We start from the raw sequence: 13205 nt of genomic DNA, 5'->3' as shown, positions 1-13205 counted from the left end.
CGGCCGTTCACCTGTGGGCCTAGGCCTTGCGCAGGTTGTAGAAGGCGGAGCGGCCGGGGTACTGCGCCACGTCGCCCAGGTCTTCCTCGATGCGCAGCAGCTGGTTGTACTTGGCCATGCGGTCCGAGCGCGAGAGCGAGCCGGTCTTGATCTGGCCGGCGTTGGTGCCCACGGCGATGTCGGCGATCGTGGAGTCTTCGGTCTCGCCCGAGCGGTGCGAGATGACGGCCGTGTAGTTGGCGCGCTTGGCCATCTCGATCGCGGCGAAGGTTTCCGTCAGCGTGCCGATCTGGTTGATCTTGATCAGGATCGAGTTGGCGATGTTCTTCTCGATGCCTTCCTTCAGGATCCTGGTGTTGGTGACGAACAGGTCGTCGCCCACCAGCTGCACGCGCCGGCCCAGGCGCTCGGTCAGGGCCTTCCAGCCGTCCCAGTCGCTTTCGCCCATGCCGTCCTCGATGCTGATGATCGGGTACTTGCCGACCCAGCTCTCCAGCGTGTCGATCCACTCGCCGGCGGAAAGCTTGCGGCCTTCGGAGCCGGACAGGTCGTACAGGCCTTCCTTGTGGAACTCGCTGGCGGCGCAGTCCAGGCCCAGGGCGATCTGCTCGCCGGGCGTGTAGCCGGCCTTTTCGATGGCCTGCAGGATCATCTGGATGGCTGCTTCGTGGTTCTCCACGTTGGGCGCGAAGCCGCCTTCGTCACCGACGGCGACGCTCATGCCCTTGTCGTGCAGGATCTTCTTCAGCGCGTGGAACACCTCGGCGCCGTAGCGCAGCGCCTCGCGGAAGCTGGGCGCCCCCACGGGGATGATCATCAGCTCCTGCAGGTCGAGGTTGTTGTTGGCGTGCGCTCCGCCGTTCACCACGTTCATCATCGGCACCGGCAGCTGGCAGCCGTTCATGCCGCCGAAGTAGCGGTACAGGGGCAGGCCGGACTCTTCGGCCGCGGCGCGGGCGACGGCCATCGAGACGGCCAGCATCGAGTTGGCGCCCAGGCGGCTCTTGTTCTCGGTGCCGTCCAGGTCGATCAGCGTCTTGTCCAGGAAGTTCTGCTCGGAGGCATCGAGGCCCAGCACCGCTTCGGAGATCTCGGTGTTGATGTGCTCCACGGCCTTCAGCACGCCCTTGCCCAGGTAGCGCTTCGGGTCGCCGTCGCGCAGCTCGATGGCTTCGCGCGAGCCGGTGGAGGCGCCGGACGGCACCGCCGCGCGGCCCATGGTGCCGGACTCCAGCAGGACGTCGCATTCCACGGTGGGGTTGCCGCGCGAGTCCAGGATCTCGCGGCCGACGATGTCAACGATTGCGCTCATTCAAGTTTCTCTCTTGGTTTTCAAAACAGCCGGACTGCCGGACGCAAAAGACGCAAAGGTTGCGCAAAGGTCGCAAAGAGACAAAAGACCTTTTCATGAATTCTTTTGCGGCTTTTGCGTACTTTGGCGACCTTTGCGTCCGGAAGTCCGTTTTCAGACGCCCTCGATCAGCACCATGCGCATCACGGCGGCGCCTTCGCGGGCCTGCTTGGCGGCTTCGTATTCGGTGGAGTCGTAGAAGGCGCGCGCCTTCTCGACGGAGGGGAATTTCAGCAGCACCACGCGCTTGGGCGACCAGTCGCCCTCCAGCACGTGCACCGCGCCGCCGCGCACGCACACCTCGGCGCCATGCACCTGCATGGCGATGGTGGACAGCTTCTTGTACTGCTCGTACTGCTGCGGGTCGGTGACTTCGACGTTGGCAAGGACGTAGGCGCTGGCCATTACGCGACCACCTTCAGGGGCTTGTTGCCCTTGTTCGTGACGCCGGCCTGGTGTTCGCAGGCGGCGCGGATGAAGGCGTTGAACAGCGGATGGCCGTCCCAGGGCGTGGACTTGAACTCGGGGTGGAACTGCACGCCCATGAACCAGGGGTGCACCGCGCGCGGCAGCTCCACGATCTCGGTCAGGTGCTCGCGCTGCGTCAGCGCGGAGATCACCAGGCCGGCGGCGCGCAGCTGGTCCAGGTACTGCACGTTGGCTTCGTAGCGGTGGCGGTGGCGCTCGGTCACGACGTCGCCATAGATCTCGTGGGCCAGCGTGCCAGGCGCGACGTCGGAGCTTTGCGCGCCCAGGCGCATGGTGCCGCCCAGGTCGGACTGGGCGTTGCGCGTCTTGACGGTGCCGTCGGCGTCCTTCCACTCGGTGATCAGCGCGATCACGGGGTAGGGCGTGTTGGGCTCGAACTCGGTGCTGTTGGCGTCCTTGAGGCCGGCGACATCACGCGCGTACTCGATGGTCGCGACCTGCATGCCCAGGCAGATGCCCAGGTACGGCGTCTTGTGCTCGCGGGCGAAGCGGGCGGCGGCGATCTTGCCTTCGACGCCGCGCTTGCCGAAGCCGCCCGGCACCAGCACGGCGTCGTACTTGGCGAGCGAGTTCACCGCTTCCGGCGTGATGGTCTCGGAGTCGAGGTAGTCCACCTTCACCCGCACGTGGTTCTTCAGGCCGGCGTGGCGCAGCGCCTCGTTCAGCGACTTGTAGCTGTCCGACAGGTCGACGTACTTGCCGACCATGGCGACGTTCACTTCGCCCTTCGGGTGCTCCACCTCGTACACCAGGTCGTCCCAGCGCTTCAGGTTGGCCGGCGGCGTGTTCAGGCGCAGCTTGTCGCAGATCAGGCCGTCCAGGCCCTGCTCGTGCAGCACGCGCGGCACCTTGTAGATGGTGTCCACGTCGGGCATCGAGATGACGCCCCACTTCGGCACGTTGGTGAACAGGCTGATCTTCTCGGCTTCGTCTTCGGGGATGACGCGGTCGGCGCGGCACAGCAGGGCGTCCGGCTGGATGCCGATCTCGCGCATCTTCTGCACGGTGTGCTGCGTCGGCTTGGTCTTCAGCTCGCCGGCGGCCTGGATGAAGGGCACGTAGGTGAGGTGGACGAAGGCGGCGTTGTTCTGGCCCAGCTTCAGGGCCATCTGGCGGGTGGCTTCCAGGAAGGGCAGCGACTCGATGTCGCCCACGGTGCCGCCGATTTCGACGATCGCCACGTCCACTTCGCTGGGCGTGCCGATGCCGGCGCCGCGCCGGATGAATTCCTGGATCTCGTTGGTGACGTGGGGGATGACCTGCACGGTCTTGCCCAGGTAGTCGCCGCGGCGTTCCTTCTCCAGCACCGACTTGTAGATCTGGCCGGTGGTGAAGTTGTTGGCCTTGCGCATTCGCGTGGTGACGAAGCGCTCGTAGTGCCCGAGGTCGAGGTCGGTCTCGGCGCCGTCGTCGGTGACGAACACCTCGCCGTGCTGGAACGGCGACATCGTGCCCGGATCCACGTTGATGTAGGGATCGAGCTTGATGAGGGTGACTTTGAGGCCCCGCGACTCCAGGATCGCTGCGAGGGAGGCTGAGGCGATTCCCTTGCCCAGGGAGGACACCACACCGCCGGTGACGAAGACGAATTTGGTCATGTCAGGTCGGGAGGTGCGCTCCCGAGGAGGTGGTAAAGCGAGATTATAGAGGTGCCCGGCCTCGTTACACTCCAGCACCATGAATGACCTGGCTGGCAAGCACATCGTCCTGGGGCTCACCGGCGGCATCGCCTGCTACAAGTCGGCGGAGCTGACGCGCCTGCTGGTGAAGGAAGGCGCCACCGTGCAAGTGGTGATGACGGAGGCGAGTGAGCAATTCATCACGCCCGTGACCATGCAGGCGCTGTCCGGCCGGCCGGTCCATTCCTCGCAGTGGGACGCGCGCGAGCCGAACAACATGCCGCACATCAACCTGTCGCGGCAAGCCGACGCCATCCTCATCGCGCCCTGCAGCGCGGACTTCATCGCCCGCCTGGTGCAGGGCCGTTCGGACGAATTGCTCAGCCTGCTGTGCCTGGCGCGGCCCATCGACAAGGTGCCGCTGCTGGTGGCGCCCGCCATGAACCGCGAGATGTGGGCCCACCCGGCCACCCAGCGGAACATGGAGCAGCTGGCCGAAGACGGCGCGCGCATCCTGGGCGTGGGCAGCGGCCTGCAGGCCTGCGGCGAGACCGGCGACGGCCGCATGCTGGAGCCGCAGCAGATCCTGGAGGACCTGGTCACCTTCTTCCAGCCCAAGCTGCTGGCCGGCAAGCGCGTGGTTGTCACGGCCGGCCCCACCTTCGAGGCGCTGGACCCGATCCGCGGCATCACCAACCATTCCAGCGGCAAGATGGGTTTCGCCATCGCGCGCGCCGCGCACGAGGCGGGCGCCGAGGTCACGCTGGTGTCCGGGCCCGTCAGCCTGCAGACGCCGCGCGGCGTGCTGCGCGTGGACGTGAAGTCGGCGCGCGATATGCTGGCCGCCACGCTGGCCGAAGTGCCGGCGGCGGACATCTTCGTCGCCACGGCCGCCGTGGCCGACTGGCGCCCGGCCACCAGCGCCGAACAGAAGATCAAGAAGGACGGCACCGGCGCCGCGCCCACCGTGGCCTTTACCGAGAACCCCGACATCCTCGCGACCGTGGCGAAGGACGAACGTGCCAAAAGCGGCCGCCTGTTCTGCGTCGGCTTCGCCGCCGAAAGCCACGACCTCGCCAACCACGCCAAGGCCAAGCGCGAACGCAAGGGCATTCCGCTGCTGGTGGGCAACATCGGCCCGCTCACTTTCGGCCAGGACGACAACCAGATGATGCTGGTGGACGCCAACGGCGTGCAGGAGCTGCCGCGCGCGCCCAAGCTGGAACTGGCCCGCAAGCTGGTCGGCGAGATCGCGCGCCGCCTGCCCGCCCAACGCTGAACTCTCAACGCTTAACGCTTAACGCACGCGCATGCAGATCGACGTCAAGATCCTCGACCCGCGCCTGGTCGACAACCTGCCCACTTACGCCACCCCCGGCAGCGCCGGCCTGGACCTGCGCGCCTGCCTCGATGCGCCGCTGGTGCTGGAGCCCAATGCCTGGCAACTGGTGCCCACCGGCATCGCGATCTGGCTGAAGGACCCGGGCTATGCCGCGATGATCCTGCCGCGCTCGGGGCTGGGCCACAAGCACGGCATCGTGCTGGGCAACCTGGTGGGCCTGATCGACAGCGACTACCAGGGCCAGCTGATGGTGAGCGCCTGGAACCGCAGCGACACCGCGTTCACGCTGCAGCCGATGGAGCGGCTGGCCCAACTCGTCATCGTTCCGGTGCTGCAGGCGCAGTTCAACGTGGTCCAGGAGTTTCCCGCGACCGAGCGGGGTGCGGGCGGTTACGGCTCGACGGGCAAGCACTAGTTCACACTGGTTCGGCACGGGTCGGACGCGGCCGACATACTGTCCATCTGTCTCCTACGGCAAGGCGCGCGGATGCCTGCAATGCATCGCGACCTTGGCCAGCTTCAATGAAGCCACACAAGGCCGCCCGCATGAGCAGGCGTCCGGTGCCGTTTCAAACCAAGGAGAAGATCATGTCCAAGCTCACCCGTGTTTCCGCCCTGGTGGTCAGTGCCGGAGCCGTTGCCATGCTGGCGGCCTGCGCCGACTACCCGACCTACGGCTACAACAGCGGCCCGGCCTATACCGCGACGACGACCACCACGACCTACCCGGTCGGCCAGTATCCGGTGCAGCAATATCCGGTGGCCGGCATTGAATACGGCCGCATTTCCAGCATCGAGTACATGCCGGTCGGCACGCGCGCGTCGGCGGGCCCGAACATCCTGGGCGCCGTGGTGGGCGGCCTGGCGGGTGCGGCCCTGGGCAGCACGATCGGTGGCGGCGCGGGGCGTACGGCGGCGACGGTGCTGGGCGGCGTGGCCGGTGCGGCCATCGGCAACCAGGTCCAGCGCAACCACGAGGGCTACACCACGACGGCGGGCTATCGCATCGTCATGCAGTCCGACGCCGGCGTGATCCGCACGTTCGAGGTGCCGGCCACGGGCGACCTGCACGTGGGCGACCGCGTGCGCGTGGACAACGGCGTGATCTATCGCGCGTAAGCAGCCGGGGCAATGAGAAACGCGGCCGATGGCCGCGTTTTCTTTGGGCGCCCTGGTTTCCCGCCTTCGCGGGAATGACGAAGCGTCAACCGATGCGGAAGAAGCCCGTCCCGACCGTCCCCGCGCCGGTCTCCTCTTCGGTCGCCTCGCGCACCGCCTCCACCTTCAGGTGCAGGCGCAGCGCGATGCCGGCGAGCGGATGATTGCCATCGAGCACCACGTGCTCGGGGTAGACCTCGGTGACCGTGTACATCAGGTCCTTCGGCGCGTCCGCACTGGTGGCGCCGGGCGGCAGGCCTTCGTAGGTCATGCCTTCCTCGACTTCGGCGGGGAAGAGGTCGCGCGGTTCCAGGAACACCTTCTGTTCGTCGTAGTCGCCGAAGGCGTCCTCCGGTTCCAGGTGCAGGTCGAGGCGGGCGCCGGGCTCGTGGCCTTGCAGCGCCTCCTCGATCTTGGCGAGCAGGTCCTTGCCGCCCACGAGGAATTCCACCGGTTCGTCCAGGCGATCGAGCTCCTCGCCCAGGGTGTCCTTCAGCGTCCAGGTCAGCGCGACGACGCAGTGCGAGGTGATTTCCATAGGAGAATTGTCCCACCGAATGGACATCGACAGCCCCCTCACCCTGCTCGGCGGGCTCACGCCGGCGCAGTTCATGAAACGCCACTGGCAGAAGAAGCCCCTGCTGGTGCGCGGAGCCATCCCCGGCTTCCAACCCTTGCTGGCGCGCAAGCAGCTGTTCGAGCTTGCCGGCCGCGACGAAGTGGAGTCGCGCCTGGTCGCGCGCGAAGGCCGCTCATGGCGCCTGCAGCGCGGGCCCTTCACGCGCCGTGCCTTGCCGCCGCTGGACCAGCCCGCGTGGACGCTGCTGGTGCAGGGCGTGGACCTGCATGCCGCCTCCGCCCACGAACTGCTGCAGCGCTTCACGTTCGTCCCCGCCGCGCGGCTGGACGACCTGATGATCAGCTGGGCCAGCGACGGCGGCGGCGTCGGCCCGCACTTCGACAGCTACGACGTGTTCCTGCTGCAGGCGCAGGGACAGCGCCGCTGGCGCATCGGCCGCCAGCAGGACCTGTCGCTGCGCGACGACCTGCCGCTGAAGATCCTCGCGAACTTCGAGCCCGAAGCGGAGTACGTGCTGGAACCCGGCGACATGCTGTACCTGCCGCCTCGCTACGCGCACGATGGCATCGCCGAAGGCGAGTGCCAGACCTGTTCGATCGGCTTCCGCGCGCCCGCGAAGGCGGAACTCGCGCGCGAGCTGCTGCAGCGCATTGCGGACGAGGCCGGTGAGCTCGAAGAGCGCATCTACCGCGATCCCGCGCAGCCGGCCACGGCGGCCGCGGGCGCCATCCCGGAAGGCCTGCGCGCTTTCGCGCAGGACGCATTGGCCGCGGCCTTGAAGGACTCGTCGGCCCTGGACCGCGCGCTCGGCGAATACCTCACCGAGCCCAAGGCGAACGTGTGGTTCGAAGCGGGCAGCGTGCCGCGCAAGCTGCAGGCGGTGGTGCTGGATGCGAAGACGCGCATGCTGCATGACGCGCAGCACGTGTTCGTCAACGGCGAGTCGTGGCGCGCCGCCGGCCGCGACGCCACGCTGATGCGCAAGCTGGCGGACCGCCGCCGCCTCGAGCGCGCCGAAGTCGAAGGCGCGAGCGAAGGCGCGCGCGAACTGCTGCGCGCGTGGTGCGAAGCCGGCTGGGCCCATGCGCAGGGGAGTGCACGATGAACGACGAAAGCAAGCTGCCATCACGGCGCTTCGAAGGGCGCGAGGATTTCCGCCAGCTCGTTCGCGATGCGCTTGCATGCGCCGCGCGCGAGGGCTGGACCGAGATCATCCTCAGCGACGCGAATTTCGAGGACTGGCCGCTCGGCGAACGCGCGGTGGCCGAGGCGTTGCAGGCCTGGTCGCGCACGGGCCGCCACATGGTGCTGCTCGCGAAGAACTACGAGCACGTGGTGCGGCAGCACGCGCGCTTCGTGCAGTGGCGCGGCCTGTGGTCGCACGTCGTCACGGCGTATGCGTGTCCCTCGGCGGATGCATTGGAAGTGCCCAGTGCGCTCTGGAGTCCCGCGTGGGTGCTCGAAAGGCGCGACCCCGAACGAAGCAACGGCTACTGCGGCAGCGAGGCGGACAGACGCGTACTTTTGCGCGAATCGCTCAACGAATGGCTGAGGCAATCGAGCCCCGCTTTCCCTTCGACCACGCTGGGACTGTAGAGTCTCGGGGTAATCCCCGATAAATCTTTCACAAGTAGCTATAATGGCTGGCTGAGCTGGAAAGCGCTCGAGCCTTTTCCACTCGGTCACTAGCGGCGTCAACAGCCGCCGGGACACTTTCCGGAAAATCTGACCCATCCCCTGAAGGAAACCTGAAATGAAGAAATCGCTCGTTCTGGCCACGCTGGTTGCCGCCGCTGCACTCGCCGCTTGCGGCAAGAAGGAAGAGCCGGCTCCTGCTCCGGCTCCGGCTCCCGCCGCTGCTCCCGCTCCGGCTCCGGAACCCGCGCCGGCTCCCGCCGCCGCTGCTCCGGCTGCTGCCGACGCCGCCGCTGGTGCTGCTTCCGCCGCTGCTGGTGCTGCCTCCGCTGCCGCGGGCGCCGCTTCCGCTGCTGCCAGCGCCGCCAAGTAAGCCCTCCGGCTTCTCGGATCAAAGCCGCCTTCGGGCGGCTTTTTTCATGGGCGCATGCACGCAGAAGTTCCCGGCCCAGTGCGGGTGTAGTCATCGTCCGACACGCAGTCGCGCCTTCGCGCCGTCCAGGCAGCGGGGGCGCGCGCGAACACTCTTCCCATTGCCAGACGTTGCGATGGGAAAGAGGATGTTTCGCAGGCCCTGTTCTTCCCGGCTGTTCGCACGGCGCGCACTCGCAGGCGCGGTGGCAGCTGCATTCGGCACCGTCTCGCTGGCGCAACCCGTCGGGATGAGCGTGCTCCACGGCACGGCAACGCTCCAGCAGGACGGCGCGCACACCACCATCACGACCGGCAATGGAGCCGGCACGCGCCACTCGGCCATCGACTGGCGCAGCTTCTCCGTACCCGCCCAAGGCAAGGTCTACTTCGCGCAACCGGACGCGCTGAGCACCTCCATCAATCGCGTCACGGGGCCCGACCCGAGCAGCATCCTCGGCACGCTGGGCTCCAACGGCAGGCTCGTGCTGGTGAACCCGGCCGGCATCGCCGTGGGACCGGGCGCGGTAGTGGACACGGCCGGCTTCACCGCATCCACGCTGCCCATGTCTACCGCGGACATGATCGCGGGCCGGCTGAACTTCGGCGCCGGCGACACGGCTGGCGCCGGCGGCGGCAAGCTCTCCGTGGAGGGCCAGGTGCTGGCGAAGAATGGCGACGTGGTGCTGATCGGCCCGCAGGTGCAGGTGGGCGCGCCTGCCGTCGTGCGAGCGCAGGGCGGTGACGTCATCCTGGCCGCGGGCCGCAAGGTGTACCTGACCGGACGCGGACTGGAGGGCATCCGCTTCGAAGTGCGCGCACCCAGCGACCGCGCCATCAACCTCGGGCGGCTGGAGGGCGACTCGGTCGCCATCTTCGCGAGCCTGCTGCAGCACAGCGGCTCGATCAGCGCGCAAGGCGCCCAGGCCGAGAGCGGCAAGGTGGTGCTGCAGGGCGGCGCGCAAGCGGAGATTGCGGGCAGCATCCGGGCCACTGCGCCGGCACAAGGCGGCAGCGTGCTGGCGAGCGCGGAGCGCCTCGTGTTGAAGTCCTCGACGTCCATCGACGTGAGCCACGCCAACGGCGGCGGCGAGATCCTGCTGGGCGGCGGCTGGCAGGGCGGCGACGCGCGCATCCGCAACGCGCAGACGGTCGACGTGGAAGAGGGCGCGCTGCTCAAGGCCGATGCCACGCTGCACGGGCCTGGCGGTACGGTGGTGGCCTGGAGCGAGGACACGACGCGCTTCGGCGGCACGCTGAGCGCGCTCGGCGCGGGGCCGGGCGGCGCCGGCGGGCGCGCGGAAGTGTCGGGGCGGCGGCAGCTGGTCTTCCGCGGCAAGGTGGACCTGGGCGCGGCCGACGGGCCCAAGGGCAGGCTGCTGCTGGATCCCGACGACGTGACCATCCAGGGCGGCAACGACCCGCTGCCACTGCTCGACCCGCTCGGCGACCTCGCCGCGCAGGTGACCGGCGCCTACACGGTCTACCAGGGCGACCTGCAGGCCCTGAACGCGAACGTGGACATCCAGGCGAACAAGAGCATCAAGGCGAACGGCAGCTTCACCAGCAACGAGCTGCTGATCGCGCCCGACCGCGACCTGCGCCTGGAAATCGTGGGCTCGGGCGGCGGCAGCGGCATCCAGCTCGCGGGCATGCCGATCCGCACCCAGGGCAGCGGCAAGGTGGAGCTCGTCACCGCGGGCAACGGCCACAACATCGACACGGACCGCATCACGACGGCGGGCGGCACGATCACGCTGAGCGCCGCGGGCTCCAATGTGCACGTGAACGCGGCACTGGCATCGGCGGGCGGGGCGATCAGCATCGCGGGCAAGAACGTGAACCTGTCAGGCAGCCAGGTGTTCGGGGCCGGCACGCAGGTGGACATCAGCGCCAGCGGCAAGATCGACAGCGATGCGGCCATCGTCCTCGGCGCGGGGGCCGTGCTCGCGACCGGCAGCTCGGACCTGCACAACCTCGCCTCGGGTTCGCTCGCGGGCAGCGGGACCCTGGCCCTGGGCGGCGGCAAGCTGCAGAACGACGGTGCGCTGCGGCCCGGTGGCCCGGGCGCGGTCGGCGACCTGCGGGTGCTCGGTGATCTCGACATCACGCCGGCGACGCAACTGGAGATCGACGTGGCGGGCCCCGGCAGCTACGACCGCTTGCTGGTGAGCGGCAATGCCAAGCTGGATGGCATGCTGTCGCTCAACCCGCTGGGCGGCTACGCGCCCGCCGCGGGCGACGGTTACGGCGTGCTGCAGGCAGCGGCGATCACGGGCCGCTTCAGCCGGTTCACCGCGCCGGCTTTCCCGGGCTTCAACTGGCAGGCCCAGGGAACGCAGGTGCTGGTGGGGGCGGGAGCGCCAGCGCCAGCACCAGCTACTGGTGACTTATCCGCTGGTCCGGGCAACGGCAACGGCAATGGCCAAGGCAACGGCAACGGCAACGGCCAAAGCAGCGCCAACGCCAACGGCCAGGGCAACGGCCAGTCCGGCAACGGCGCCGGCCAGTCCACCGGCGGAAAGCCGAACAAGCAGGAAGGCGGCGCCGGCGACCTGGCGCCCGTCGCCGCCGCGCCTCTCGCGCAGCAGCCCGAGCCGGTGCAAGCGGCCATCCGCGAACCGCTGGCGGCCACGCAGGAATACCTCGCGGCCGCAGCGAACGCTCAGCCCCTGAGTTCCAGCCTGGAGACGCAGGACCGCGGCAAGCGCCGCGTGGTGCTCACGCCCGTGGCGTGCCGCACGGAATGATCAGGCGGTGAGCCAGCCGCTGCCGGTGGCGCCGTCGGCGACGTAGATGTCGTCCGCACCGCAGGCCAGGGCCTCGGCCAGCGCGGCGCGCACCAGCTCCGGCTTGTTGTTCTGCTCGCTCAGGTGCGCCGCCACCACCTGCTGCAAGCCGCTGGAGAGCAGCCCCTGCGCGATCAGCGCGGCGGCGCTGTTGGCCAGGTGGCCCCAGGCGCCGGCCACGCGGCGCTTCAGGAAAGGCGGATAAGGGCCATCCATCAGCATGGCTTCGTCGTGGTTGCACTCCAGCAGCATGGTGCGGCAGCCGGCCAGCTCCTGCATCACGTGCGCGCTCGCGTGGCCCAGGTCGGTCAGCACGCCCAGGCGCGTGTCGCCGTCGGTGCAGGTGAGCTGCAGCGGTTCGCGGGCGTCGTGCGGTACGGTGAAGGGCCGCACCTGCAGCGCGCCGATGGCGATGGCCTGGCCGTCGCGCGCGATATGCAGCAGCCCGTCGAGGTCCGGCTCGCGCACGCCGGCGTAGGTGCCGGCGCTCATGTAGACGGGAATGCGCTCGCGCAGCGCGAGCCGCTGCGCGCAGCCGATGTGGTCGGCGTGTTCGTGGGTGATGAAGATGGCGTCGATCTGTTCGGCCATCATGCCGGCGGCGCCCAGGCGCTTGTCCAGCTCGCGGATGCCCAGCCCGCAGTCCACCAGCAGGTGGACCAGCTGGGTGCCGCAGCGAGCCTGGATCACCGTGGCATTGCCTGAGCTGCCACTCCCCAGGCTCTTGAAGCGGATCACTTCAAGTCGTCGGCGATGACCTGGACGATGCGCTGCGCATTGGCCGAGGTCTCCGGCGCCCCGCTGGCGTTCAGCACGGACACCGTGGTCTTTTCGCCCTCGGTCTTCAGTGCGATGCGGTACTTCAGCGGCTGCTCCGTCTTGCTGCTGCTGAACAGCTTGCCGAAGAAGCCCGGGTCCTTCTTGTCCGCGTTCGGCGGCACGTAGCGCACGAAGTACGTGCCCTGGCTGCGGTCGCGGTCTTCCACTGTGAAGCCGGTGCGGTCCAGCGCCAGGCCGACGCGGCGCCAGGCGCGGTCGAAGCCTTCGTCCACCACCACCACTGGCTGGTTGTTCACGGTTGCCACGCGCGAGGTCGGCTTGTCCGGCGAGCTGGCGGCGGCGGCGGCCACCTGCTGCTGCGGCACGCCCAGCTTGACCATCAGGCGGCGCAGGAACTCGGCTTCCAGCTCGGGGTCGCTCGCGCGCGGCTGCCAGACGGTCTGGTCCTTCTGGTTGTTGCTGTAGACCTCGACCATGCCGCGGTGGCTGATGAAGATCTCGGTGCCGCCGTTGGCGGAACGCTCGAAGCGGGTGCGGAACTTGTCGCGCTCGGAGGTGGAATACAGCGAGTCGAGCATCTTGCCCAGCGACTGGCGGATGAAGTCCTGCGGGAGCTTGGCGCGGTTCTCGGCCCAGTCCGTTTCCATGATGCCCAGGTTCGGCTGGTCCATCGCCAGCAGGAAGCCGTTCTCCTGCCAGAAGTCGCGCACCGGGCCCCACAGCTGGTCGGCCGGGCGGTTCACCACCAGCCAGCGCTGGTTGCCGTCACGCTCCACGCGCACGTCGCCGATGGCTGTGGCGGCCGTCGGCAGGTTGGGCACGGAGGTGCCGACCTGGTAGGCGTTCGCAGAGACCGCGCCGCCGGGCACGACGTAGCGCGACTCGCGCGACAACTGCGTCAGGTCGGGCGGCACTTCGAGCGACACGCCCTTGCCCGCGCTCTTGTAATCGACCTTGTCGCCTTCCAGCGAGGAGCAGGCGGCGAGGGTGGCAACCAGGGCCAGCAGGCCCAACTTCAACTGAAACTTCACGTTCGGAATCCTTCCAGGTC

Annotated in this window: 12 protein-coding genes; 6 read left to right on the top strand and 6 right to left on the bottom strand. The window is 68.5% G+C overall.

What is annotated here, in order from left to right; genetic code table 11:
* Window positions 1–19: 19 nt before the first annotated feature.
* The 3 genes from eno to HHL11_RS21585 all read right to left on the bottom strand — a co-directional run bounded on the left by eno (window position 20) and on the right by HHL11_RS21585 (window position 3438).
* A complete protein-coding gene (gene eno, locus HHL11_RS21595) occupies window positions 20–1312 on the bottom strand; it encodes a phosphopyruvate hydratase (RefSeq protein ID WP_169420626.1) in 1293 nt (430 codons plus the stop codon).
* Between the two features lie 153 nt (window positions 1313–1465).
* Entirely contained in the window at window positions 1466–1756 is a 291-nt protein-coding gene (locus HHL11_RS21590) for a DUF1330 domain-containing protein (RefSeq protein WP_169420625.1), read from the bottom strand.
* Window positions 1756–3438 (bottom strand): CTP synthase, encoded by a 1683-nt coding sequence (locus HHL11_RS21585; protein ID WP_169420624.1) that lies wholly within the window; start codon window positions 3436–3438, stop codon window positions 1756–1758. The genes HHL11_RS21590 and HHL11_RS21585 overlap by 1 nt, the downstream gene beginning before the upstream one ends.
* 79 nt (window positions 3439–3517) lie before the next feature.
* Between HHL11_RS21585 and coaBC the strand changes: the two genes are divergently transcribed.
* The 3 genes from coaBC (at window position 3518) to HHL11_RS21570 (ending at window position 5920) form a co-directional block, all read left to right on the top strand.
* On the top strand, window positions 3518–4738 hold the full coding sequence (coaBC, locus tag HHL11_RS21580; RefSeq protein WP_169420623.1) for a bifunctional phosphopantothenoylcysteine decarboxylase/phosphopantothenate--cysteine ligase CoaBC: 1221 nt from the start codon (window positions 3518–3520) through the stop codon (window positions 4736–4738).
* A 31-nt stretch (window positions 4739–4769) separates the two neighbouring features.
* Window positions 4770–5216, top strand: a complete 447-nt coding sequence (dut, locus tag HHL11_RS21575) for a dUTP diphosphatase (protein ID WP_169420622.1) — start codon at window positions 4770–4772, stop codon at window positions 5214–5216.
* Between the two features lie 173 nt (window positions 5217–5389).
* Window positions 5390–5920 (top strand): outer membrane lipoprotein, encoded by a 531-nt coding sequence (locus HHL11_RS21570; protein ID WP_169420621.1) that lies wholly within the window; start codon window positions 5390–5392, stop codon window positions 5918–5920.
* A gap of 85 nt (window positions 5921–6005) precedes the next feature.
* On the opposite strand, the gene HHL11_RS21565 is transcribed toward HHL11_RS21570, so the two are convergent.
* Window positions 6006–6497, bottom strand: a complete 492-nt coding sequence (locus tag HHL11_RS21565) for an FKBP-type peptidyl-prolyl cis-trans isomerase (protein WP_169420620.1) — start codon at window positions 6495–6497, stop codon at window positions 6006–6008.
* Between the two features lie 19 nt (window positions 6498–6516).
* Between HHL11_RS21565 and HHL11_RS21560 the strand changes: the two genes are divergently transcribed.
* From HHL11_RS21560 to HHL11_RS21550, 3 genes are all read left to right on the top strand, one after another.
* Window positions 6517–7644 (top strand): cupin domain-containing protein, encoded by a 1128-nt coding sequence (locus HHL11_RS21560; RefSeq protein WP_169420619.1) that lies wholly within the window; start codon window positions 6517–6519, stop codon window positions 7642–7644.
* Window positions 7641–8135, top strand: coding sequence for a hypothetical protein (locus HHL11_RS21555; RefSeq protein ID WP_169420618.1), 495 nt, complete (start codon window positions 7641–7643; stop codon window positions 8133–8135). The genes HHL11_RS21560 and HHL11_RS21555 overlap by 4 nt, the downstream gene beginning before the upstream one ends.
* A 656-nt stretch (window positions 8136–8791) precedes the next feature.
* The gene (locus HHL11_RS21550; protein ID WP_169420617.1) at window positions 8792–11335 is read left to right on the top strand and encodes a two-partner secretion domain-containing protein; all 2544 of its coding nucleotides are present in this window, start codon (window positions 8792–8794) and stop codon (window positions 11333–11335) included.
* On the opposite strand, the gene HHL11_RS21545 is transcribed toward HHL11_RS21550, so the two are convergent.
* Together HHL11_RS21545 and bamC are read right to left on the bottom strand one after the other, a co-directional pair.
* Window positions 11336–12112 carry an MBL fold metallo-hydrolase gene (locus tag HHL11_RS21545; protein ID WP_169420616.1) on the bottom strand — a complete coding sequence of 259 codons (777 nt, stop codon included), beginning with the start codon at window positions 12110–12112 and terminating at the stop codon, window positions 11336–11338.
* On the bottom strand, window positions 12109–13185 hold the full coding sequence (gene bamC / locus HHL11_RS21540) for an outer membrane protein assembly factor BamC (RefSeq protein WP_169420615.1): 1077 nt from the start codon (window positions 13183–13185) through the stop codon (window positions 12109–12111). The genes HHL11_RS21545 and bamC overlap by 4 nt, the downstream gene beginning before the upstream one ends.
* Window positions 13186–13205: the final 20 nt, after the last annotated feature.

The sequence above is a fragment of the Ramlibacter agri genome (assembly GCF_012927085.1).
GTDB lineage: Bacteria > Pseudomonadota > Gammaproteobacteria > Burkholderiales > Burkholderiaceae_C > Ramlibacter > Ramlibacter agri.
The sequence above is the reverse complement of the archived record's forward strand: the minus strand, read 5'-3'. Positions and strand labels throughout refer to the sequence as shown.

Excerpts from the sequence above, each read along its gene's own strand:
- eno (WP_169420626.1), bottom strand. The coding sequence starts at position 1,312 with ATGAGCGCAATCGTTGACATCGTCGGCCGCGAGATCCTGGACTCGCGC.
- HHL11_RS21590 (WP_169420625.1), bottom strand. The coding sequence starts at position 1,756 with ATGGCCAGCGCCTACGTCCTTGCCAACGTCGAAGTCACCGACCCGCAG.
- HHL11_RS21585 (WP_169420624.1), bottom strand. The coding sequence starts at position 3,438 with ATGACCAAATTCGTCTTCGTCACCGGCGGTGTGGTGTCCTCCCTGGGC.
- coaBC (WP_169420623.1), top strand. The coding sequence starts at position 3,518 with ATGAATGACCTGGCTGGCAAGCACATCGTCCTGGGGCTCACCGGCGGC.
- dut (WP_169420622.1), top strand. The coding sequence starts at position 4,770 with ATGCAGATCGACGTCAAGATCCTCGACCCGCGCCTGGTCGACAACCTG.
- HHL11_RS21570 (WP_169420621.1), top strand. The coding sequence starts at position 5,390 with ATGTCCAAGCTCACCCGTGTTTCCGCCCTGGTGGTCAGTGCCGGAGCC.
- HHL11_RS21565 (WP_169420620.1), bottom strand. The coding sequence starts at position 6,497 with ATGGAAATCACCTCGCACTGCGTCGTCGCGCTGACCTGGACGCTGAAG.
- HHL11_RS21560 (WP_169420619.1), top strand. The coding sequence starts at position 6,517 with ATGGACATCGACAGCCCCCTCACCCTGCTCGGCGGGCTCACGCCGGCG.
- HHL11_RS21555 (WP_169420618.1), top strand. The coding sequence starts at position 7,641 with ATGAACGACGAAAGCAAGCTGCCATCACGGCGCTTCGAAGGGCGCGAG.